We start from the raw sequence: 21,552 nt of genomic DNA on the forward strand, positions 1-21,552 counted from the left end.
GACGGCCGTACTCGTTTACTTCGGAACCTTCGATCGGAGCCCGAAACCGAGGTGTTCACGTTTGCCGGAGTGTCTCACGTTCGAGGTGCCAGTAGGCTGGTCACATGTCTTCGGCTGTTCCTCTCAATCTCGGTATCGCGCACTCGGCTGATTCGCCGTCCACCCGCAAGGGCAGCGCCAAGCGCGTGCTCCTCGCCGAGCCTCGCGGCTACTGCGCCGGCGTCGACCGCGCGGTCGAGACCGTCGAGAAGGCGCTCGAGAAGCACGGCGCACCCATCTACGTGCGTAAGGAGATCGTCCACAATCGCCACGTCGTCGAGACGCTCGAAGATCAAGGCGTGATCTTCGTCGACGAAACCGACGAGGTTCCGGAAGGATCACTCCTCGTGTTCTCAGCGCACGGTGTGTCTCCGGCCGTCCACGACTCGGCCGCCGAGCGGAACCTGCGCACGATCGACGCTACGTGCCCCCTGGTCACGAAGGTGCACCAGGAAGCAAAGCGATTCGCTCGCGACGATTACGACATTCTCCTCATCGGCCACGAAGGCCACGAGGAGGTCGAGGGCACCGCAGGTGAGGCTCCCGATCACGTCACCATCGTCGACGGCCCGGATTCGGTCGACGCGGTCACGGTTCGTGACGAGTCGAAGGTCATCTGGCTTTCCCAGACCACACTGAGCGTCGACGAGACGATGCAGACTGTCGCGCGCCTGCGTGAGCGTTTCCCCAATCTGCAGGACCCGCCGTCCGACGACATCTGCTACGCCACGCAGAACCGTCAGGTCGCGGTCAAGGCGATGGCCCCCGAGTGCGATCTCGTGATCGTGGTGGGTTCGCGGAACTCGTCCAACTCGGTTCGCCTCGTCGAGGTCGCACTCGGGGCGGGCGCTGCCGCGTCGTACCTGGTCGACTACGCCCGTGAGGTCGATCTCGCGTGGCTCGAGGGTGTCCAGACCGTCGGCATCACATCGGGCGCATCAGTGCCCGAGGTGCTCGTGCGCGGCGTGATCGAACTTCTTGCCGAGCACGGATACAACGACGTTCAGCCCGTCACCACAGCCAACGAGACCTTGGTGTTCGCTCTTCCCCGTGAATTGCGAGCAGCGCGCACGTCCTAGAACAAGAAAATGCGGGGCACCTTCCATCTGGAAGGTGCCCCGCATTTTTTGCTGCTGGGCTCGTCTGTCAGGGCTCTTCGCGATCGCGGTACCGAACTCGCGGCGGCGGATACGCCGGAAGATCGACTCCGGGTGGGCGGCGCCGAGGGGACAGCGGCGGCGATACGTCGTCACCCGAAGCGAAGAAGGGCTCCATCCGCTCCTCACGCCTGGGCGACGGACTGGGCTCGGGCGCCCGGCGGCGACCGTACGACGGGTAGTCGTCGTCTGCTGTCGGTCTGCTGTCCGGCTGAGGGCGACGCGTAGGCGGTTGGTGCGTGCGATCGACCCTGGGTGGCAGTGGGCTTCTCCGGGGCGGCAGCGGGCGATCGTCTTCGATCGGTTCGCGCCGGGGAGCGCTTCGGTAAGCGGGCTGTTCGTCCACCTCGGGGGCGCGGCGACGCGGGGGCCCGGGGACGGGCGCGTCCGAGACTCTGCGGCGACGCCCGGTCTCGGGTGCGGATTGTTCTCGCGTGGCAGCCGCAGAGGAGTCTCGAGTGGCGGTCGCCGAGCGGCGGGAGCGGGTCGAGCGCGCAGGCCCGGTGGGACGCTGATTGAGCAGGAAGTACCGGAAACCGCCGATTATCAGCACGACGACGGTTGCGGCCAACATGATCGGAAAGCGGTTGACCAACGGGTACGCGATGTTGATCGCGATGTCGCGCAGTGCGGTGCTGTTGTCCTTGCCGATGAGCGTGTGCCCGATCGGCACCGCAGCGAAGAGCAGCAACGGAGGTTGGGCCATCGCGGTGAAAAGAGCCTTGTTCGAAGCGGCAACCACAGCGAAGAGACAGCCCAGGAAGTAGAACGTCGAGAACACCGCGGTGAGCTCGCCGCCGCCTCCGGTTGCATCGATCAGTACGCCGACGGCGGTGACACCGGCAGCAAGCAGGATCACTCCCCACCAGGGCAGGCCGGGGACGGTCACGATGAGCGATCGCTTGTCCAGCGGTACCCCGGAGCGAGCACGTTGGGTTGCAGACACATAACGACATTAGCGGTTCTTGCGTTGTCGGCCGTGTTTGTGCGGGTCGTGGCTGGCGCATTTATCGGCGCGATGGCGCGATGGTTTCGGGTTCTTCGCCAAACGAACCGGACGGATTGTGTGCAGGGTCACCGGACGTTCGTGGGTTGGGGCACACCGTCGAAGCCGTCAGCGTGGGAGATCGGCAGTGTCGGTGGGCTGCTCTACCGTCGGATTCATGAAGATTCTGCACACCTCCGATTGGCACATAGGTCGCACGTTTCACGGCGTCGATCTGTTGGCCGATCAGGCTAGTGTGCTCGGTTCCATCGCAGATTCCGTCCGCGAACACGGTGTTGACGTCGTGGTCGTGCCCGGTGACATCTACGACCGCTCAATTCCCAGTTCCGACGCGGTCACGGTGTGCAATCGAGGCTTCGAGGCAATCCGGGCGGCCGGAGCGGTCATCGTCGCCACGTCCGGCAACCACGATTCTGCGGTGCGGCTCGGTGCCGGGGCGTCCTTTGCAGCTGCCGGCGGATTGCATTTGATCACCCGAGTCGGCCAGATCGGTACTCCGGTGATGCTCAGTGATCAATTCGGACCTGTCGCGTTTTACGGGATTCCGTATCTCGAGCCGGAGATCACGCGCGTCGAGTTGGACGTGCCCCGGGCTCGTACTCATTCCGACATCCTCGGTGCGGCAATGTCGCGTGTTCGGCGAGACCTCGCCGAACGAACAGCTACCGATCCGTCGACTCGGTCGGTACTGCTCGCGCATGCCTTTGTCGTGGGCGGTGAGGCGTCCGAATCGGAACGCTCCATTTCGGTCGGCGGAGTGGAGACTGTCGCAGTGGGCGAGTTTGCCGGTGTCGACTACGTTGCGCTGGGGCATCTGCATTCGCCCCAGATGCTCTCGGAGAGCGTTCGCTACTCAGGTTCACCGTTGCCGTATTCGTTCGGTGAGCGCAGCCACCGCAAGGCTGCTCTTTTGATCGAACTCGACGCAGCCGGTCTGTCGTCGGTGCAGCGCCTCGATCTTCCGGTGATTCGAGGGCTGAGCCAGGTGACGGGAACTCTCGAGGAACTTCTCACCGAGTCGAAGTACGCCGATTCCGAGCAGTGCTACGTCTCCGCTTTGCTCACTGATCCGGTTCGTCCCGTCGATGCCATGAGGCAGCTCCAGGCACGTTTCCCCTTTGCCGTTCACCTCGAATGGCAAAGGCCGGAAGGACAATCGGATCTCAAGTATCGCGACGCGGTACGGGGTCGAACCGACATGGAGATCGCCCGTGGCTTTGTCTCGGCCGTGCGTAGTGACCCGTCCGAGCGGGAGGTCACGTTGATGGCCGAAGCGCTCAGCGCTGCCGCGCGCGCCGAGGAGTCCACGGTAGAACTGAGTGAAACCGCGTGAGGCTTCACAAACTCGAAGTCAGCTCTTTCGGGCCCTTTGCCGACACTGTCGAGGTCGACTTCGACCGATTGGGTGCAGACGGGCTGTTCCTTCTGCACGGCGACACCGGTGCAGGCAAGACCACGATCCTCGACGCGGTTTCCTTTGCCCTGTACGGGCGGGTTCCGGGTGCGCGCAACGAGGGCAAACGGCTACTGTCCGATCATGCGCCTGCCGGTTCGGTGCCGCGCGTGGAACTCGAAGCGACCATCAGTGGTCGCAGAATCAAACTTGTTCGTAGTCCAGAGTATTCGCGCCCGAAGAAGCGTGGCACCGGTTCGATCACAGAGAATGCAAAGGCCACACTGACGTGGTTGGACGGCCGCGGCGAAAACCTTTCGCGCATCCCTGACATCGGTGACGAGATCAACCGCCTCATGGGCATGAGCGCTGATCAGTTCTTCCAGGTGGTGCTCTTGCCGCAGGGTGAGTTCGCCAAATTCTTGCGTGCCGAGAGCGACGAGCGAGGCAAACTGCTCGAGCGTCTGTTCGACACCAAACGGTTCGTCTCCGTCGAGGCATGGTTCGACGCCAAGCGAAAGGCAAGTGCGACCGCGCTCGCGGCCAGGGAGCAATCCGTGCGGCTGCTGCTCGCGAAGGTCGAGACAGCTGCGGGACTCGAGGTGGGCGCCGAGGCACACCCACTGGAATGGTCGCGCAAACTCCTCGCCGAGGCTCAGGACACCCGCGATGCAAGTCTCGCGGAGCTGGTGACCGCGAAAGATGCAGCAGCCGAGGCTAATCGGGTTCTGTCGGCGGCGCAGCGAACCGCAGATCTGGTAGCTCGCCGTAATCGTGCGACCGCTGAACTCGCAGCATTCAATACGGGCGCCTCCCAAAGAGCTGTGATCGGCGCCGAACTCGAGACCGCCAAGCGTGCACTACCGGTGGCCGCTGTCGCCGGCGATGTGGACGCTGCCGGCTTGCATCTCGCTGCCGCACTCGAATCGATGACCACAGCGATGTCGACCTACTCCGCACTCGACGGTCCGGAGATTTTCGTGCCGGAGGTGTGGCCACCCACCGACGATGAGCGTCAACGCGTCGTAGCTCGGATCCGGACCTGGCGTGACGAGATCGTTCGCCTGGACGCAATGGCGGAGGACGCTCGCCGAGCCGATGCGGCAGAAGCCGAGATCGAGAAACTCGGAGTTCGGCGAGACACTCTGTCCGAGCGCATCGATGCCATCGCGGTTGAACGCACACAACTGCCAGAACTGGTGCGCTCGGCCGGCCAACGACTGGAGGATGCGCAACGCGCTCACGCGGCTCTGCCTGGCCTCGAGGCTGCACTCGTAAAAGCGTCGGATGCTGCGACAGCGGCCCATGAAATCGTTTCTCTGCGTGCACAAGCCGAGAAGATTCGTGTGCAGGTGTTGGATGCGCGCGACGCCCATCAGAGTGCTCGCGGGCGCTGGCTCGACCTCGTGCAAAAGCGTATCGAGGGCATGGCGGCGGAGTTGGCGAGTTCACTCGCGCCCGGTGACCCATGCCAGGTGTGTGGTTCGCGTGAACACCCTGCGCTGGCTCAGTCGGATGTCGTCACGGTCACCGAACCCGATCTGGAAGCCGCGTCAGCGGCCGAGCGTGCGGCCGAGAAAGCCCTCAGCAAGGTGGCCGATCGCCAGGTAGCCGTCGAACGTGACATCGACCGGGTGATCGCGCGCGGCGGAGACGGCGATTCCGAAGAACTCGACAGGCTCCGCGCCGAGGCACGGAACGCCGTCGACGAGGCGACACACTCTGCCGGTCAGGTTGGAGTGCTGGCACAAAAACTTGCGCAACTCAATGGGCGTGACACCGAACTACAACAGGAATCCGCTTCTCTGACAGCCGAATTGGCGGCACTTGCCGAGCGTAGGACGACTCTGTCAGCGACGGTCGAGCAGATTCGAGCGGCGATCGTTGCTGCGGTGGGAGAAGATTCGACCATCGCTGCTCGGCGCTCACGGTTCGAAGGCCTTGCCTCCGCTGCCACGGCGGCGTCCGAAATGCGCGACGACGCCGTTCGTGCGCAGGCCCGATCGGCGGAACTGTCGGCCAAACTGGCCGCTGCGGCGGCCGCTGCCGGATTCGATTCGGTCGAGGCTGCGATCGGAGGGGTGAGAGCGCCTGCCCGAATCGCGGCGATCGAAACGGAACTCGCCAAGGCGCGTGACCTCGAGGTTGCCGCCCGGACTGTCCTCGACGACCCCGAAGTTGTTGCGGTGGGTGAAGTCGAGACCGTCGACGTGGACGGACCTCGCGGCCTCGCGCTTCAGTGCGCCGAGGTGGTGAACTCCGCTGTTGCGGCCGCTTCCCTGGCCGAGAACCGTGTGTCGGATCTCGAACGGTTCAGCGGACAACTCGAGAAGGCCTACGAGGCGGTTGCACCTGAGCGTGAACTGCACGACGAACTCGCTGCCCTCGCAGACGTGATCGCCGGTAAAGGTCAGAACAGTCGCAAGATGTCGCTGCGAGCGTATGTGCTCGCTTCGCGGTTGGAAGAGATCGCCGTGTCGGCATCGGTTCGTCTGCAGCGGATGTCCGGGGGACGGTACGAGTTCGTACACAGTGACGAGGCAGGATCTCGGGGTCGCCGCGGCGGTCTGGGACTCGACATCCGGGACGACTTCACGGGCGTCGTTCGCTCGGCGAAGACGCTCTCGGGCGGTGAATCGTTCTTGGCGTCATTGTCTTTGGCGCTCGGACTCGCCGATGTGGTTGCGGCGGAGTCCGGCGGAATCGTTCTCGACACGATGTTCATCGACGAAGGATTCGGCACCCTCGACGCCGACACCCTCGACTCGGTGATGGCTGTGTTGGACGAGCTTCGCGACGGAGGACGAGTGGTGGGCATCGTCAGTCACGTGGACGAGATGAGGCAGCGAATCCCGAGTCGCCTGCACGTCATTCGCGGACGTGCAGGCTCCTCGGTGAAGGTGATCGCGGGCTGATCAGGCCTTTTTGTTCTCTACCTCTGACTCGGCGTCGTCGTCTTGATCTTCGAGGATGTCCGAGGCATCGCCGGCGGGCATCGGCTCGTTGTCGCTTGCGCGTTCGTCGATCTGCTCTCCGATGTAGCGGATGACAACTGCTGCAACAGCGGCGACGGGCACTGCGAGGAAGGCGCCGACGATGCCGTACAGCGAGCTACCGGCGGCCACGGCAAGCAGCACGATGACGGCGTGGAGTTTCATCGACTTGCTCTGCAGCACAGGCTGAAGGACATTTCCTTCGATCTGCTGAACGGCCAGGATGATGATCAGGACGATGATGGCGGTGGTGAGGCCGTTTGCCACCAACGCAACCAACACGGCCAGGGCGCCGGCGACAAACGCACCGACGATCGGGATGAATCCACCGATGAACGTCAGAATTGCCAGCACCGGTGCCAGCGGGACCCCGAGGATGAGCAATCCGGCGCCGATGAAGACCGCGTCGATCAGGCTCACCAGTGCTTGAGTCCTGATGAATCCGCCGAGCGTGTCCCACATGCGGGTGAGGACCTCTTCGAGATGCCGACCGGCGCGGCCGCCGCCGACAGCGTGCAGCCAGGGGATGAACCTCGGTCCGTCCTTGATGAAGAAGAAGGCGAGAATCAGGACCAAACCGAGCGTGACCAACAACGAGCTCGCCGTGCTCACACCGCTGAAAACGCCTGAAGCGATGGCGGTTCCACTTTCCTGCACCTTCGTGATGACGGCATGGACTGCGTTGTCGATCTGGTCGTCCTTCAGATTCAGTGGCGGACCCTGGAGCCAGTCCTGAACCTGATTGATGCCCTCGGTGGTCTTGTTCGCGAGCTCGGGGGCCTGGCTGACCACTGACGGAACGATGCCTGCGATCACACCGGCCAAGATTCCGATCGAGAGGACCAGGGTGATGCCGGCTGCCGCGGCCGGTGGCATACCGCGCTTGATCATTCCGCGGGTCGGCGGCCACATGACTGTCGCAACGACGATTGCCAGAGCCACCGGCAGGATGATGACCCAGAGCTTTTCGATCAGCCAACCGAAAATCCAGGCGCCCAGCGAAATCGATGCCAACACCAACGACCACTTTGCGAGCCACATACCCCCTTGCCCGATGATCTCGCCGCGGTCGCGCTTTCGCACCCCTGCGGACGTCCCCTTGTCTTGCTCGCTCACTGATCGTCCTTTCCGTCGGCGCAGGGATCTCCTCGCCGATGTGAGAATCCGGTGATCTAGCTGAGCTGATCGTAACGACTGCATGCGATAACTCGTGTGTTGCGCTTCAATACTGTGTTTTGAAGCATGCCAGGCGGACTAACATTTCCGTCATGAGAATCGCAGCAGCAGTCGGGGCAGCAGCAATCGTCGTTCTCGGGCTCACCGCGTGTAGCACCGAGGATCAGGACAACGCGCAGAACAAGATCAGCGAGGCAGTCACGAGCGGGCAACAGGCGCTCGAGACGGCGAAGCAGTCAGCGGGCAACGCCATCGACCAGGGCAAGACGGCGTTGTTCGTCGCCACCTTCCGTGGGGCTTACGCACCATTGGCGGAGAACCGCGACGACGCAGACATCGAGGAGATCTTGACGACCACGTGCACCGAGGTCGCCAACGGCACGGACGAGGCGGAGGTCAAGTCCAAGATCACCGACCTGGCCGAGAACAACGGCAACAAGCCCACCGACGAGCAGGCCGGCCACATTTACGAACTCGCGAAGGCCACCTGCCCCTGACCGGATTCAGCAGCAGCGGGCGCCCGGGTTGGCGTCGGCTGCTGCATGCCGGCGGCGCCAGAACTCTCGTTCGCTGATCACCGGTGAGTCGGCGTGGTGGCGTCGGGTGTGCTCGACGTAGCGCTGATAGTCGAGATCGCCCATCACCGAGCGAACCCACCACAGCGTTCCGCGGAACGCTGTGGTGAGTTTTGCCGTCATGGTCATGGTCAGTGCCCACCTCCGTGCGCGGCGCCGGGTGCCCGGACTTTCCCGGCTTTGATGAGCTCGTCCCATTCCTTCTGGATTTCCTTCTCCGCGGGCGTCGGAATGAAGCTTGCGGGACCGAAGATCTTCGACGGTTCCTCCGGGGACTCGGTGGTCGGCAGCCCACCGGCCCGGATTGCCTTGGCACATACGATGATCCCGGCGATGACCACGACGATCACCAGAGACGCGAAGATGATCGAGAGCGTGCCCTGAATGAAAGTGTTGCGGATGACGGCATCGATGGCCTCTGGAGTCTTCGCAGAACCGTGCGCCGTCTCACCTGCTGCCTTCGCATCCTTGAACACGTTGTGCTGAGCCCAGTAACCGATCGCGGGGTTGTCGGAGAAGATCTTCTGGTACGACGCGGTCATAGTCACGACCAGGTCCCACACCAATGGCACGCCGGGGATCCAGGCCCATTTGAACAGGCCCTTCTTCATGACGATCGTCATGACCACCGTCAGTGCGATCGCGGCCAGAAGTTGGTTGGCGATGCCGAAGAGCGGGAAGAGCGTGTTGATTCCGCCGAGTGGATCGGTGACACCCATGAGCAGGATCGCGCCCCACGCAGCGACCACGATCAGCGAGCACAGCCACGCACCGATGCGCCACGACGGGTCCTTGAACTTCTTTGCCGGACCGCCGAAGTTGCCGAGCGAGTCCGAGAGCATGAATCGAGCGACGCGAGTGCCGGCATCGATCGTGGTGAGGATGAAGAGAGCCTCGAACATGATCGCGAAGTGGTACCAGAACGATTTCAGCGAGTCGCCGCCGAAGACGTCGCTGAGCACTTCGGACATGCCGAACGCGAGCGTCGGGGCGCCGCCGGTTCTCGAGATGATCGATTCTTCCCCGACGGCTTCGGCTGCCTGCGTCAGCACGTCCGGTGTGATGGGGGCGGTGCCGAGGGGCAGATTGTTGACGTATTCGGCTGCGGTTTCCGGTGTTCCACCGGTCAGCGCCGCGGGAGCATTGAGTGCGAAGTACAGGTGCTGATCGAGGATGCAGGCGGTGACCAGAGCCATGATCGCGACAAACGATTCGGTCAGCATGCCGCCGTACCCGATCATCTTGGTCTGGCTTTCCTTCTCCAGCAGCTTCGGCGTCGTGCCGGACGCGATCAGCGCGTGGAAGCCCGAGAGTGCGCCACAGGCAATGGTGATGAATAGGAACGGGAACAATGAACCGGCAAAGGCCGGGCCTTCGCCGTTGGAGGCGAACGGCGTTACTGCAGGCATGTTCAGCGCGGGTCGTGCGACCAGAATTCCGATGGCCAGCAATGCGATGGTGCCGACCTTCATGAACGTCGACAAGTAGTCGCGCGGTGCCAGGAGCAGCCAGACCGGCAGCACCGAAGCGGCGAATCCGTACGCGATCATCAGCCACGCAATGGTGACCTTCGAGAGTGTGAACCAGTCTGCGCCCCAACCGGTATCGGCTACCCAACCACCGGAGACGATGGCCAGGAGGAGTAGGACGACGCCGATCAGGGAGACTTCGGAAACCTTGCCCGGCCGCAGATACCGCAGGTACACGCCCATGAACAGGGCGATGGGGATGGTCATCGCGATCGAGAACACACCCCACGGGGACTCGGCGAGCGCATTGACGACCACAAGTCCGAGCACCGCGATGAGGATGATCATGATGACGAACACGCCGATCAATGCGGCGACGCCGCCGACGAGGCCGAGTTCTTCGCGGGCCATCTGACCGAGGCTGCGCCCGCGGCGCTTCGACGAGATCCACAGGACCATGAAGTCCTGCACCGCCCCGGCGAACACCACGCCGACGATGATCCAGATCGTTCCCGGAAGATATCCCATCTGCGCGGCCAGGACGGGTCCGACCAGGGGACCGGCACCGGCGATTGCCGCGAAGTGGTGACCGAACAGCACCCGACGGTCGGTCGGCATGTAGTCGGCGCCGTTCTCCATGATTTCGGCGGGAGTTGCGACGTCGTCGCGGGGCTTGACGATCTTGCGTTCGATCAACCGCGCATAGAAGCGGTAGGCGATCAGATAGGTACAGATTGCGGCCAACACGAACCACACGGCGCTGATGTGTTCACCGCGGACGATCGCAATCATGTACCAGGAGCCCGCGCCGACCAGTCCGAGAACGAGGAAGACGACGCGCGCAGTGGTGGAAATGGGTGTTTTGTCGATGACGCCGACAGGTGGCAGGTCAGGATCGGTTTTCAGGTACTCGACATTTGGTTCCGGCGCAGTCGTCAAGCTCATCGTCGAACTCCGTCCACTAGTGCAGTGTGGCCGCCGTCACAGCGGGCCATCTGTCACTGTAGGACCAGACGGGTGAATCCGCGCGATCTGTGGCGCGGGAGTCGACCGGCGTCAGAATCGGTGAGCGTCGGCGTCGATCCAATCGGTGAGCCAGCTCTGCGGCGGGGAGTCGAGCAGTTCGCCCGGCATCAGCCAGTCGAACAGGTCGGCATAGGTACGCGTGGTGAGACCGTCGACGCGGCGGTTGAGCATTCCCGGTTGCAGTTGGTCGAACGAATCGATGCCCATCGACGCGATCATCTGTTGTGCGCTGGCGACAGTTGCCTTCTGGAAGCGGTAGACGCGCTCGCTCTTGTCGGGGATGTCGAGTGCGCGGGTGCGTGCCGGATCCTGAGTGGCAACGCCGACCGGGCAGCGGTTTGTGTGGCACATCTGGGCCTGAATGCAGCCCACTGCGAACATCATTGCGCGGGCAGCCATCGTGAAGTCTGCGCCTTGGATGATGCGTTTGACGATGTCGGAACCGCTCGCCACCTTTCCGGAAGCGCCGACTTTCACGAGAGCGCGCAGACCGGTTCCCACCAAGGCGTTGTGCACGAGCATCAGGCCTTCGGTCAACGGCATGCCCATGTGGTCCTCGAATTCCACCGGACCTGCGCCGGTGCCGCCTTCGGAACCGTCCACGATGATGAAGTCGGGCGTGATGCCGCGTTCGATCATCGCCTTGCAGATTCCGAGGAATTCACGACGCGAGCCGACGCACAGTTTCATCCCGACCGGCTTGCCTCCCGACAGTTTTCGCAGGGTCGCGATGAAATCGACCAGTTCGACCGGAGTGCTGAACGCGGTGTGCGCGGGTGGCGAAATCACGGTCTGGCCGACGGGTACCCCGCGGGTTTCGGCGATTTCGGGTGAGACCTTGACTCCGGGAAGCACGCCACCCAACCCGGGTTTCGCACCTTGCGAGAGCTTGATCGAAATGGCCTTCACCTGATCGAGGCCGGCACGCTCGGCAAACCGGTCAGGATCGAATCGGCCGTCCTCGGTTCGGCATCCGAAGTATCCCGAGGCAATTTCCCAGATCAGATCGCCGCCGTGTTTGCGGTGATACGGACTGATCGCGCCTTCGCCGGTGTCGTGGGCGAAGCCGCCTTTGGCGGCGCCGGCGTTGAGGGCCTCGATTGCGTTGGCGGACAACGACCCAAAGCTCATCGCGGAGACGTTCAATAGAGCGATGTCGTACGGCTTCGTGCAATCGCGTCCGCCGAGGCGAACTCGCGGAACGGTGTCGGGGGCGGTCCGTGCGCGAATCGAATGCGTCATGAACTCGTAGCCGATCGCATTGACGTCGCGCTCGGTCCCGAAGGGCTCTTCCGCCAGTGTTCCCTTTGCGCGCTCGTAAACCAGATCTCGCGTTTCGCGATCGAATGGCATTCCATCGGTGGATGATTCGACGAAGTACTGCTGGATCTCCGGTCGAATCTTCTCGAGGAGGAATCGCGCGTGCCCCAGGACCGGATAGTTACGGAGGATGCTGTGGGACTTCTGAGTGAGGTCGTAGGTGCCCATCGCCGCCAGCGCGAGAGTGACGACAGCGATCACCCACCATCCGGGCGAGGCGACAATTGCGAGCGCGGCGGTGCCGAGACCCACTATCCATATCAAGAGCACGATCAGCATCCGAGTCACCTCGAGAGCGTAGGCGCCCACTGTGACACGGCAGCGGTAAGTCTCCACTAGGTTCTGCGATAGAGAACCGAATCCGACTCTTTGGGGGAATGATGACCGAACCGCAATATCCGACCGACCCGCAGGATCCGAAGGAGCAGCAGTATCCGGCGGGCCAGCAGTATTCAGCCGGTCAGCAATATTCAGCAGGCCAGGAGTATCCGACGGGCCAGCAGTACCCGACCGACCCGCAGTACTCAGCCGGACAGCAGTATCCGACCGGTCAGCAGTACAGCGCGACCCAGCAGTACAGCGCCGCACCCACGTACGCGGCGCCCCAGTACGGTCCGCCGAAGTCCAACGCGGGATGGGCCGTCGCGTCGATCCTGTTCTTCTGGCCTATCGCGTTCGCCGCGTTCAACCATCTCCACGACATCTACCCGAAGTGGGCGATGGGCGATCACCAGGGCGCACAGTACGCGTCCGAGCGCGTGAAGAAGCTCGGGCAGATCTCGCTCCTCATAGCCGTCATCTGCTGGGTGCTGTTCATCGCGTTCTACGTCATCTTCCTGGTTGCGATCGTGTCGTCCGTCGATTCGTATACCTACAACTGATCACCTGCCGCGACGTGACGGTGGGGCGAGTACCCGTCACGTCGCTGCGAGGCCGTAGAATCCACAGACCGTGAGCCTTACCCTCGGAATCGTCGGACTGCCCAACGTCGGCAAGTCCACCCTTTTCAATGCACTGACCAACAACGACGTGTTGGCAGCGAACTACCCGTTCGCGACCATCGAACCCAACGTCGGCCTGGTCGAGCTGCCCGATCCGCGGCTGCAGAAGCTCGCCGAGATCTTCGGCTCCGAGCGCATCCTCCCCGCGACCGTGTCGTTCGTCGACATCGCGGGAATCGTGAAGGGCGCGTCCGAGGGCGCAGGCCTTGGTAACAAGTTCCTGGCCAACATCCGTGAAGCGGACGCCATCTGCCAGGTAGTTCGCGTCTTCGCCGACGACGACGTCATCCACGTCGACGGCAAGGTCGACCCGGCCTCCGATATCGAGGTCATCGAGACCGAGCTCGTGATCGCCGACATGCAGACCTTGGAGAAGGCTCTCCCGCGTCTGGACAAGGAAGCTCGCAAGAACAAGGAGCTCAAGCCGGCCCACGACGAGGCACTCAAGGCTCAGGCCTTCCTCAACGAGGGCACGACGCTCTTCAGTGTCAAGGACAAGCTCGACTTCTCGCTGCTGCGTGAACTGAGCCTGCTCACCACCAAGCCCTTCCTTTACGTCTTCAACGCCGACGAGTCTGTGCTCACCGACGCAGCGAAGGTTGCGGAATTGCGCGCATCCGTCGCACCGGCCGACGCTGTGTTCCTCGACGCGAAGGTCGAGCAGGAACTCCTCGAGCTCGACGAGGAAGACCGCCAGGAAATGCTCGACTCGATCGGTCAGACCGAGCCGGGCCTGCACGCTCTCGCGCGCACCGGCTTCCACACCCTCGGACTGCAGACCTACCTGACGGCCGGTCCGAAGGAAGCTCGCGCCTGGACCATCCACAAGGGTGACACCGCGCCCCAGGCTGCTGGCGTCATTCACACCGACTTCGAGCGAGGCTTCATCAAGGCTGAAATCGTGTCCTTCGACGACCTCGTCGAGGCCGGTTCCATGGCCGCAGCCAAGGCTGCAGGCAAGGTCCGCATGGAGGGCAAGGAATACGTCATGGCCGACGGCGATGTGGTGGAGTTCCGCTTCAACGTCTAAATCCGGCTTCTGGTCCTCACCCCACGGGCAACTCGCTGAGCGTCCGACGTGTCACAAACCGCCGCGCTCTCCCAGTCAACGGGTCGGTGAATTCGAGTTCCCTCGCGAGCAATTGGAGTGGGAGGGAATGATCGTCCGGGGCGTCGGGAAGCAGGTCGGGGTATCGCCGGTCGCCCAGGATCCCGGCGCCGAGAGCTGCCAGATGCACCCGTAACTGGTGCATCCGTCCGGACTGCGGACGTAGAACCGTGTGCAGCACAGCACGTCCGGAGGCGCTCACGCCCATCCCTCGCGCCTCGATCATGGTCTCGGAGTTGGGTTCACGGCTGTCGTCGACGACGACCCGCAACTCGCCGCGTCGAGCTTCGATGTGGTTGCGGTAAACGAGAGGGACGTCGAGCGCTGGCGCATCCTGGCCCCACCGGGACGGTCGCGCCGACACCGCCTCGTAGACCTTCGTGACCTGCCGCTTCTCGAACAGTGACTGGTACGCGCCGCGCGTCGCGGGGCGGGCCGAGAACATCACCACCCCTGCGGTGCCGCGGTCGAGTCTATGGATCGGGGTCAGATCTGGGTTGTCGAGACGGACCCGCAGTCGGACGAGCGCCGACTCGCGGAGGTAGCGCCCGCTGGGGGTGGTCGGGAGAAAATGGGGCTTGTCGATGACGACGAGATCGTCGTCGACGTGCAGGATCTCCTCGTGGAACGGCACGGGGTCCTCCGCCGGCAACTCACGGTAGTACCAGACGAACCGGTGCGCGCTGAGTTCTGTGCTCCGGCAGATCGACTGGCCGTCGATACCCACGAACTCGCCGTCGTCGAACCGCCGATACAGGTTTTCGGCGTCCAGATGGTCGAACTTGGCTACGACGTACTCGGCGATCGTCGTCCACGGCCCAGAGAGCGGGATGCGTAGGCGCGTCGGGCCAACCCCGTTCTTGACGGGCAGCGGTGGGGACATGGACACACAGGTAATCATCCCATCGACTGCTGGTCAGCGGTGATTCGGTGCGGCCTTGCCGGAGACGTCCCCGCGGGGACGTGGGGACCAACTCGGACCGGTGATCACCAGAGATCGGCGAGTCGGAAAATCAGTAGCGCAGGCGAGATGCGGGCCCGTATGGTTCGGCAGAGAAAGGTCGCAGTCGAAAAGCACTGCGGTCCATACCTTCTGTAGCTCAATTGGTGAGAGCACCCGACTGTGACTCGGGCGACGGCGGATCGTAACCGCCCAGAGGGACTCAGTTCAGATACGGCTGAGGTCGGGCCTCTAGGCGCAGAGGCCGGCAGCCCTTTGCCTGCACAGTTGTCGAACGAGCCTCAGCCGGTATTCCCTGAATCGCCGAACAGCTTTCCAGTCACCCGCCATTTCCGCGTCGGCAAGTAGGTATTCGCAGTTGTCCAACTGATCCTTCAAAGACATCATCAGAATTCACCTCCGATCACCCGAGCAAGTACCTGTCCAGGATGCGTCCGGCGACACCCCGCGGACATCGGCCGAAGTACCTGTTCAGGTACCTGCTTCGGTGCGCGGTGGAGGTTACTTCTTGACCGCAGGCGCTGGTAGCGGCATACCGCGCTCGGACAGGACGGCGCGGAGACGGTCAGGGTAATCGGTGATGATTCCGTCGACACCCAGGTCTATGAGGGCGTGCATGGTGGCGGGATCATCGACGGTCCACGGGATGACCTTCATGCCACGCGCATGTGCGCTCGCGATCATGTCGGCTGTCGGGTACAAGGCGAAGCCGGGGTCGCCGACCTTTCCACCCTGGGGAGTTCCTTGGACGGGGGAGTAGGCGGAGGCGCCGAAGGTTGCCACCGCCGCGATGCCGTCGCCACCGAAATCATCGATGTCCAGACCGCCGAGCCACGGTGACGCTCCGTCCTTGCCTACCTGGAGAAAGTCACCGTTGGTGAGCGCGACCACGGGCACACTCGGCGCGAGTTGACGGGTGAGCATGAGCGAGCCCCAGTCGAAGCTCTGAATGGTGACGCTGTCCAACAATCCGGCTGCCCGGATCGTATCGAGGACTACAGAGACGAACTGCTCACGCGGGGCGGTCTCGTGGGGCGCTCCCGCTTCCACCTTGGTCTCGATGTTGAGCTTGATTCCGGGAGCGTTGTACGACTTCACCAGAGCGAGCACTTCTTCGAGCGTCTGCATTTTCGCTCCCGGAACACTCTGCTGCTCAGGGTATCCGGCAAGAGGGAGCGTGCCACAGTCCATGGTCTTGATCTGTTGCAGGTTCAGCGTGTTGACGAATTTGCCGACGTACGGGAACTCCGGGTCGCCGGTAGTGGCGGGCTCGGTGTCGAGGCATTTCTTGTTCGAGATCTTACGATCGTGCGTGACGACAGCGATCCCGTCTTCGGTGATCTGGGTATCGAGTTCCAGTGTGCTGACGCCCATTTCGAGAGCATTGGAGAACGCGGCCAGGCTGCTCTCCGTGTACAGGCCGAGCCCGCCGCGGTGGGCTTGGACGTCGAACGTCGAAACCGGCTGGGGTGCTGAACTACCGAACGAACCGGACCAGTCGAGACTGCCGGTTGGCGATGCGCCGGCCGGGGTCGCCAGGGCGGTGAGGGGGAGTGCGACGGTCACGGCGGCACACGACAATATTCTGCTCAGTTGCATGAAAGGAACGTAAGGGCGTCGAATGGCTCGCCGGGGTTCGTTAGGTAAACTAACGGTAAAGGTCAGGCTGCGTGAACGCGCTGCTCGACGCCGTTTGCCTGGACCTTCATCCACGACGCCAGAAGCTCGCACCCGGTCAGTCCGCTCTCGTCGAGAGGTTCGATCGCGTAGCTGATGTGTCTACCGCCGCGAGGGTTCTCCAGCTGAAAGCGGTTCAGGTTCAACCGCGTCGGCAGATAGCCGAGGACTTCGAGGAACGCGGTGCGAATGCGTCGTAGATCGGTGCGCCACTGTTTCGGACTGAAACGAGTCTTCTGCGCATTCTGGAAAGCATTGCTACGAAGTAGTTCCCAAACTTTTTGTGCCCACACGCGTGCCTGGGAGAAGGACATCCAGCGCGTCAAGTCTGCGATGTCGCGAATGTAGCTGTCGTCGCTGGCATTACAGATCATGTCCTGTGGGTGCCCGATCCACTTGACCGGAATCCACGGCTGGACTTCGGGTCCGTCGCCGGCAACTCCGTGTCCCTCGCAACCTTCGATGACGCCGGTCGGTTGTTGTGGATCGGAGATCAGTCCGACTCCGATGATGTTGGCGCCGTTCAGCGTCGGAGAAGTAAACGTCGGGAGTGCCGCGCGGATCACGGTGCATCCCTGTGAGTATCCGATCAGCATGACTGGGCCGTCTATCTCTGCGATTGAGGTCGAGAGGGCCTTCACACCCATCGCGGTGCTGTGCCGAAAGCTCAGGCCGCCGTCGGCGACTGGGCCGTACGAAGCGGGATAGGCGACCCAGCGAGAATCGAATCGACTGTCGAGTTCGTCGGTGACGGCACTGAGGAGTCCGCGCACACGGTCGCCGTGGTCGCCGACGTGGGATTCACCGGTGCCGCCAACTGCAAGAACGGTTACCTCAGCCATGCCAGCGATGATCCACGTCAATTCTGAGAGATCGGCATCCAAACCCTGAGAAGAGACTGGCAATCCGTTGTGCTGCGAAATCGTTATCGAGCGAGCACCATTTACCCATGACGACGCCGAATCGTTCATCCAGGCGAAAAGTGTCCGTTGTCGGTGCGGGAAGCGTCGGCACTGCGATTGCGTACGCGTGCTTGATACGCGGATCAGCCGACGCGCTCGCCCTCTACGACACCAACAGTGCAAAGGTCCGCGCCGAAGTTCTCGATCTCAACCACGGCACCCAGTTCACACCGCCGTGCACCGTCGAGGGAGGTGATGACATCTCGGTCACCGCGGGATCCGACTTGGTCGTCGTCACCGCGGGCGCAAAACAGCATCCCGGCCAATCGCGGCTCGAACTTGCCGCGGTGAACGTCAAGATTGCACAGACTCTGACCGAACAACTGTTGGCGGTGTCACCGGACGCGGTTCTACTCTTCGTCACCAACCCGGTCGACGTGGCGACCTACGCAGCGATCCAGGCTGCGGGACCGTCGTACCGCAGCCGAATTTTCGGATCGGGGACGGTGCTCGACACGGCCCGATTGCGATTCCTGCTGGCCACCGAACTCGGAGTCGCGGTCGAGAACGTCCATGCCTTCATCGTCGGCGAGCACGGGGACTCCGAGATTCCGCTCTGGTCGAGCGCAACCATCGGCGGAGTGCCGGCCACCTCGTTCGTGGGACCGTCGGGCGGAGTCCTCGGCCCCGACTTACGCGCGAATGTCGCGAAGTCTGTGGTCGAGAGTGCCTACGAGATCATCGAAGGAAAGGGTGCGACCAACCTCGCCATCGGATTGTCGAGCGCATTCATCGCGGAAGTCGTGTTGCGGGACGAACAACGGGTTCTTCCGGTATCGACCTTGCAGACCGGTGTCCACGGACTCGATCGCGTTTGCCTGTCCCTTCCCACGATGGTTGGTCGCGCGGGTGCCGGTCGAGTCCTCGAGGTACCGCTTTCAGAAAAAGAGGCTTCGGGGCTCCGATCTTCTGCCCGTACATTGCGAGAGGTGCAGGAATCTCTGGGATTGTGAATATCTGTTCTGCTCGATATCCGACATATAGGATCAACAAATGATCAGCTTCCTGATTCGCGCCGCGATCTTCCTGGGTTCTGCCGCTGTCGGGCTTCTTGTTGCGTCGTTGATTCTTTCGGGCTTCTCGGCGCCCACATCCGGATTCATCGTTGCGGTCGTGATCTTTGCGATAGCGCAGTCGGTCCTGGCGCCGTTCATCGCGACAGTGGCAAAGCGCCACGCACCAGCATTTCTCGGCGGAATCGGATTGGTGTCGACGTTTGTCGCTCTGTTGGTGGCGTCGCTTTTCTCCAATCTGTCGATCTCCGGTGTCTCGACGTGGATTCTGGGAACAGTCGTCGTGTGGCTGGTAACAGCACTTGCGACGCTGGTGCTTCCGTTGTTGTTCGTGCGTAAGAAAGTTCAGGAGAAGAAGGCTCAGTGACGCGTCCGAACATCGGTATGGACTACGCAGTCCTGGACTGCCCGGATCCGGCTGCATTGGCCAACTTCTACGTCCAGGTCCTCGACTGGAAAAGCGTTCGGGACGAAGATGATTGGCACGTGATCGAAGGACCCGCCGGCGAGCGGCTCGCGTTTCAGCTTGCTCCGGATTTTGTTCCGGTCGACTGGCCGACATCCGGCGTCGGAATCCATCTGGATCTGCTCGTCGATTCTCTCGACCCCGCGGAGGCTTGGGTCATCAGCCTGGGTGCGCAGCGGGTGATCGGCATCCCGGAGCATCAGACTTTCCGCGTCTACCGCGACCCGGTCGGTCACCACTTCTGCCTGTGTCTGCGCGACTGAGTGTCGACTCGCCCCGATCTCGTCGACCGTGGATAATTCCGAACACTTGTCACGCCCGAGATTTGGAGATCGACGATGGCTTCGCAGAATTCCGACGAATTCCTGGTAGAACGTACGACGATCGTCAAGGCAGAAGCTTCGGTCGTCTTCGCGTTGATCAACGATTTCCACCAGTGGACGCAGTTCTCGCCCTGGGAAGGTCTCGACCCGGCAATGCAGCGCACGTACGCGGGTCCTGACGCGGGCGTCGGGGCTTCGTACGCCTGGGCCGGCAACAAGAAGGCAGGTTCCGGTTCGATGGTGATCACCGAATCCGTCCCAGACGAACGCGTAGTTTTGGACCTGGCCTTCCTCAAGCCGTTCAAGGCACAGAACGTCACCACCTTTCTCATCTCTCCGAATGCAGGTGCCTCTCCCAATGCCGGTGAAGTTCAGGTGACGTGGAAGATGACTGGAAAGAAGAATCTGTTCTTCAAGATCTTCGGTTTCATCTTCAGCATGGACAAGCTCGTCGGAAAGGATTTCGAGAAGGGCCTGTCCCAGCTGAAAGCTGCTGCCGAAAAGGGCTGACGAGCCGGTGGTACCGTCTCCCGGTGTTACGGATGACGCCCACCGATGCCCAAACCTTCTGGATTTCGGAGAAGATCCCCAACGATCAACTACTGCTCTACTGTTTCGACGGGCAGAGCCAGTCGATCGACGAGCTACGACGCTCGGTGGTGGAAAGAGCGTCGCTCATTCCGGATCTCAATGTTCGGATTCGTGAATCACCGTGGCATCTCGACTATCCGCTCTGGGATCCCATGCCGGTCGATGCCTCGTTGGTGAGAGTGCATGAGCTGCCGGATGACTCGTGGCCATCGTGTATTCACGGAATCGAAAAGCTTCTCGAAAACCACGTCGACCCGCGTGAGTCCCCGTGGACGCTTCACCTGTTCCACGGCGTCACCGGCGCGCCGCGTTGTAGCGGCCCGGCGCTGATCGCAGTTCTGCAGGTCGCTCATTCTCTGGCGGACGGCAAACGCGCGTCGGCGATTGCTCGCCAGCTGTTCTCGCCGCAACCGCCCGCAAAGCAGAAGACGGACGTGCGGCGTAGCGGATCAGCCGAGATTCTGGGCCGCGCCGCCCTGCGCCTTCCGGGTCAACTTGTTTCGCTGTTCCGCGACGGTCGGGCGGGGCACCGAGCGCAGTTACAGCTGCAGGCGGACACCGAATCGGGAGTTGTTGCGCCGCAGGCGGCGAGCCGTCCCAAGGTGCGCTCCAACATCCCGCCTGGATCTCACCGACTGGTGTGCATGGTCGTGCGGGACAGCGCAGATTTCCGTGGTGACGGCGTATCCGTCACGGTCGGAGCGATGACAGCCATCTCGGTAGCGATGGCGAATTACCTCACCGAGCGAGACGGCTCGGTACCGCCGGAACTGGGAGCTGAGGTGACCATCGCCAAGGCGGGTACACCCACGGCGCGCAACCACTTCCGCAATGCAGGTGTCGGACTGTTCCCGGATGTCGATGACCTCCGTGAGCGAGCCCAACGGATCAAGGCGTCGATGGACGAGCGTCGCGCACGGGCATCCCATCCGTCCAGCGCAGCTTCGGATCTCGCGCTGAACGCGGTTCCCGGCCCGCTGGTCCGTTGGGGCGTGCAGCAATACGATTTCGCGGCAGTGCCCGACGAGGTCACCGGCAACACCGTGGTGTCGAGTGTCGCGCGCGGTGACGCGGATCTGGTGCTCGGAGGCGGCGTCGTTCGGTTCACAGCGGGCTTCCCGAGTTTGTCACCGGTCATGTCCTTGACCCACGGCGTACACGGGATCGGGGACACGGTGACGATCAGCATCACCAGCAGTCCGGCCTCGATCCCGGACATCGACGTGTACGAGCAGATGATGCACGACGCGATCGACGAGGTACGAGAAGCACTGTCGTGACGGCCTGATGTACTGG

19 protein-coding genes and 1 tRNA gene are annotated in these 21,552 nt (G+C 62.6%); 12 read left to right on the forward strand and 8 right to left on the reverse strand.

The features are described 5' to 3' along the window. Window positions 1-104 precede the first annotated feature (104 nt). Window positions 105-1,118, forward strand: a complete 1,014-nt coding sequence (locus CPI83_RS09100; protein WP_003945273.1) for a 4-hydroxy-3-methylbut-2-enyl diphosphate reductase — start codon at window positions 105-107, stop codon at window positions 1,116-1,118. A gap of 67 nt (window positions 1,119-1,185) precedes the next feature. Here CPI83_RS09100 and CPI83_RS09105 read toward each other — a convergent pair whose 3' ends face one another. Then, entirely contained in the window at window positions 1,186-2,142 is a 957-nt protein-coding gene (locus CPI83_RS09105) for a DUF6542 domain-containing protein (RefSeq protein WP_097387115.1), read from the reverse strand. A 217-nt stretch (window positions 2,143-2,359) separates the two neighbouring features. Between CPI83_RS09105 and CPI83_RS09110 the strand changes: the two genes are divergently transcribed. Further along, on the forward strand, window positions 2,360-3,535 hold the full coding sequence (locus tag CPI83_RS09110; RefSeq protein WP_020908513.1) for an exonuclease SbcCD subunit D: 1,176 nt from the start codon (window positions 2,360-2,362) through the stop codon (window positions 3,533-3,535). Continuing rightward, the gene (locus CPI83_RS09115; protein ID WP_097387116.1) at window positions 3,532-6,510 is read left to right on the forward strand and encodes an SMC family ATPase; all 2,979 of its coding nucleotides are present in this window, start codon (window positions 3,532-3,534) and stop codon (window positions 6,508-6,510) included. The genes CPI83_RS09110 and CPI83_RS09115 overlap by 4 nt, the downstream gene beginning before the upstream one ends. Here CPI83_RS09115 and CPI83_RS09120 read toward each other — a convergent pair whose 3' ends face one another. Then, the gene (locus CPI83_RS09120; protein ID WP_003945249.1) at window positions 6,511-7,704 is read right to left on the reverse strand and encodes an AI-2E family transporter; all 1,194 of its coding nucleotides are present in this window, start codon (window positions 7,702-7,704) and stop codon (window positions 6,511-6,513) included. A 152-nt stretch (window positions 7,705-7,856) separates the two neighbouring features. On the opposite strand from CPI83_RS09120, the gene CPI83_RS09125 reads away from it, so the two are divergent. Further along, entirely contained in the window at window positions 7,857-8,261 is a 405-nt protein-coding gene (locus tag CPI83_RS09125) for a hypothetical protein (protein WP_019744573.1), read from the forward strand. A 6-nt stretch (window positions 8,262-8,267) separates the two neighbouring features. On the opposite strand, the gene CPI83_RS09130 is transcribed toward CPI83_RS09125, so the two are convergent. The 3 genes from CPI83_RS09130 to CPI83_RS09140 form a co-directional block, all read right to left on the reverse strand. After that, window positions 8,268-8,468 (reverse strand): YbdD/YjiX family protein, encoded by a 201-nt coding sequence (locus tag CPI83_RS09130; RefSeq protein ID WP_019744572.1) that lies wholly within the window; start codon window positions 8,466-8,468, stop codon window positions 8,268-8,270. A 2-nt stretch (window positions 8,469-8,470) separates the two neighbouring features. Next, on the reverse strand, window positions 8,471-10,753 hold the full coding sequence (locus CPI83_RS09135) for a carbon starvation CstA family protein (protein WP_019744571.1): 2,283 nt from the start codon (window positions 10,751-10,753) through the stop codon (window positions 8,471-8,473). A gap of 111 nt (window positions 10,754-10,864) precedes the next feature. Then, entirely contained in the window at window positions 10,865-12,442 is a 1,578-nt protein-coding gene (locus CPI83_RS09140) for an FMN-binding glutamate synthase family protein (RefSeq protein WP_024487321.1), read from the reverse strand. An 89-nt stretch (window positions 12,443-12,531) separates the two neighbouring features. On the opposite strand from CPI83_RS09140, the gene CPI83_RS09145 reads away from it, so the two are divergent. Further along, on the forward strand, window positions 12,532-13,035 hold the full coding sequence (locus CPI83_RS09145) for a CD225/dispanin family protein (RefSeq protein WP_020908510.1): 504 nt from the start codon (window positions 12,532-12,534) through the stop codon (window positions 13,033-13,035). Window positions 13,036-13,105: 70 nt separating this feature from the next. Further along, complete coding sequence (gene ychF, locus CPI83_RS09150) at window positions 13,106-14,185, forward strand: redox-regulated ATPase YchF (protein ID WP_019744568.1); 1,080 nt, start codon at window positions 13,106-13,108, stop codon at window positions 14,183-14,185. 16 nt (window positions 14,186-14,201) lie between these two features. Here the strand turns inward: ychF and CPI83_RS09155 are convergent, their stop codons facing one another. Continuing rightward, window positions 14,202-15,164 carry a pseudouridine synthase gene (locus tag CPI83_RS09155; protein WP_097387117.1) on the reverse strand — a complete coding sequence of 321 codons (963 nt, stop codon included), beginning with the start codon at window positions 15,162-15,164 and terminating at the stop codon, window positions 14,202-14,204. A gap of 188 nt (window positions 15,165-15,352) precedes the next feature. Between CPI83_RS09155 and CPI83_RS09160 the strand changes: the two genes are divergently transcribed. Next, window positions 15,353-15,425, forward strand: a tRNA-His gene (locus tag CPI83_RS09160). A gap of 300 nt (window positions 15,426-15,725) precedes the next feature. Here the strand turns inward: CPI83_RS09160 and CPI83_RS09165 are convergent. Both CPI83_RS09165 and CPI83_RS09170 read right to left on the reverse strand, forming a co-directional pair. After that, the gene (locus tag CPI83_RS09165; protein WP_097388150.1) at window positions 15,726-16,790 is read right to left on the reverse strand and encodes a glycerophosphodiester phosphodiesterase family protein; all 1,065 of its coding nucleotides are present in this window, start codon (window positions 16,788-16,790) and stop codon (window positions 15,726-15,728) included. A 95-nt stretch (window positions 16,791-16,885) separates the two neighbouring features. Next, window positions 16,886-17,743 carry a PE-PPE domain-containing protein gene (locus CPI83_RS09170; RefSeq protein WP_097388151.1) on the reverse strand — a complete coding sequence of 286 codons (858 nt, stop codon included), beginning with the start codon at window positions 17,741-17,743 and terminating at the stop codon, window positions 16,886-16,888. Between the two features lie 107 nt (window positions 17,744-17,850). Between CPI83_RS09170 and CPI83_RS09175 the strand changes: the two genes are divergently transcribed. The 5 genes from CPI83_RS09175 to CPI83_RS09195 all read left to right on the forward strand — a co-directional run bounded on the left by CPI83_RS09175 (window position 17,851) and on the right by CPI83_RS09195 (window position 21,536). Next, on the forward strand, window positions 17,851-18,816 hold the full coding sequence (locus CPI83_RS09175; protein ID WP_020908505.1) for an L-lactate dehydrogenase: 966 nt from the start codon (window positions 17,851-17,853) through the stop codon (window positions 18,814-18,816). A gap of 40 nt (window positions 18,817-18,856) precedes the next feature. Then, entirely contained in the window at window positions 18,857-19,243 is a 387-nt protein-coding gene (locus tag CPI83_RS09180; protein WP_019744552.1) for a phage holin family protein, read from the forward strand. After that, on the forward strand, window positions 19,240-19,605 hold the full coding sequence (locus CPI83_RS09185; protein ID WP_097387118.1) for a VOC family protein: 366 nt from the start codon (window positions 19,240-19,242) through the stop codon (window positions 19,603-19,605). Before CPI83_RS09180 ends, CPI83_RS09185 begins: the two co-directional genes overlap by 4 nt. 75 nt (window positions 19,606-19,680) lie before the next feature. Continuing rightward, the gene (locus CPI83_RS09190) at window positions 19,681-20,175 is read left to right on the forward strand and encodes an SRPBCC family protein (RefSeq protein WP_084325339.1); all 495 of its coding nucleotides are present in this window, start codon (window positions 19,681-19,683) and stop codon (window positions 20,173-20,175) included. Between the two features lie 32 nt (window positions 20,176-20,207). Further along, window positions 20,208-21,536, forward strand: coding sequence for a WS/DGAT domain-containing protein (locus CPI83_RS09195; protein WP_097387119.1), 1,329 nt, complete (start codon window positions 20,208-20,210; stop codon window positions 21,534-21,536). Window positions 21,537-21,552 lie beyond the last annotated feature (16 nt).

It is taken from the genome of Rhodococcus sp. H-CA8f (assembly GCF_002501585.1).
Classification (GTDB): domain Bacteria; phylum Actinomycetota; class Actinomycetes; order Mycobacteriales; family Mycobacteriaceae; genus Rhodococcus_F; species Rhodococcus_F erythropolis.

Coding starts and splice junctions, on each gene's coding strand:
- CPI83_RS09190 (WP_084325339.1), top strand. CDS start 19,681: ATGGCTTCGCAGAATTCCGACGAATTCCTGGTAGAACGTACGACGATC.
- CPI83_RS09170 (WP_097388151.1), bottom strand. CDS start 17,743: ATGGCTGAGGTAACCGTTCTTGCAGTTGGCGGCACCGGTGAATCCCAC.
- CPI83_RS09195 (WP_097387119.1), top strand. CDS start 20,208: ATGACGCCCACCGATGCCCAAACCTTCTGGATTTCGGAGAAGATCCCC.
- CPI83_RS09110 (WP_020908513.1), top strand. CDS start 2,360: ATGAAGATTCTGCACACCTCCGATTGGCACATAGGTCGCACGTTTCAC.
- CPI83_RS09135 (WP_019744571.1), bottom strand. CDS start 10,753: ATGAGCTTGACGACTGCGCCGGAACCAAATGTCGAGTACCTGAAAACC.
- CPI83_RS09100 (WP_003945273.1), top strand. CDS start 105: ATGTCTTCGGCTGTTCCTCTCAATCTCGGTATCGCGCACTCGGCTGAT.
- CPI83_RS09155 (WP_097387117.1), bottom strand. CDS start 15,164: ATGATTACCTGTGTGTCCATGTCCCCACCGCTGCCCGTCAAGAACGGG.
- CPI83_RS09175 (WP_020908505.1), top strand. CDS start 17,851: ATGACGACGCCGAATCGTTCATCCAGGCGAAAAGTGTCCGTTGTCGGT.
- CPI83_RS09180 (WP_019744552.1), top strand. CDS start 18,857: ATGATCAGCTTCCTGATTCGCGCCGCGATCTTCCTGGGTTCTGCCGCT.
- CPI83_RS09145 (WP_020908510.1), top strand. CDS start 12,532: ATGATGACCGAACCGCAATATCCGACCGACCCGCAGGATCCGAAGGAG.
- CPI83_RS09125 (WP_019744573.1), top strand. CDS start 7,857: ATGAGAATCGCAGCAGCAGTCGGGGCAGCAGCAATCGTCGTTCTCGGG.
- CPI83_RS09130 (WP_019744572.1), bottom strand. CDS start 8,468: ATGACCATGACGGCAAAACTCACCACAGCGTTCCGCGGAACGCTGTGG.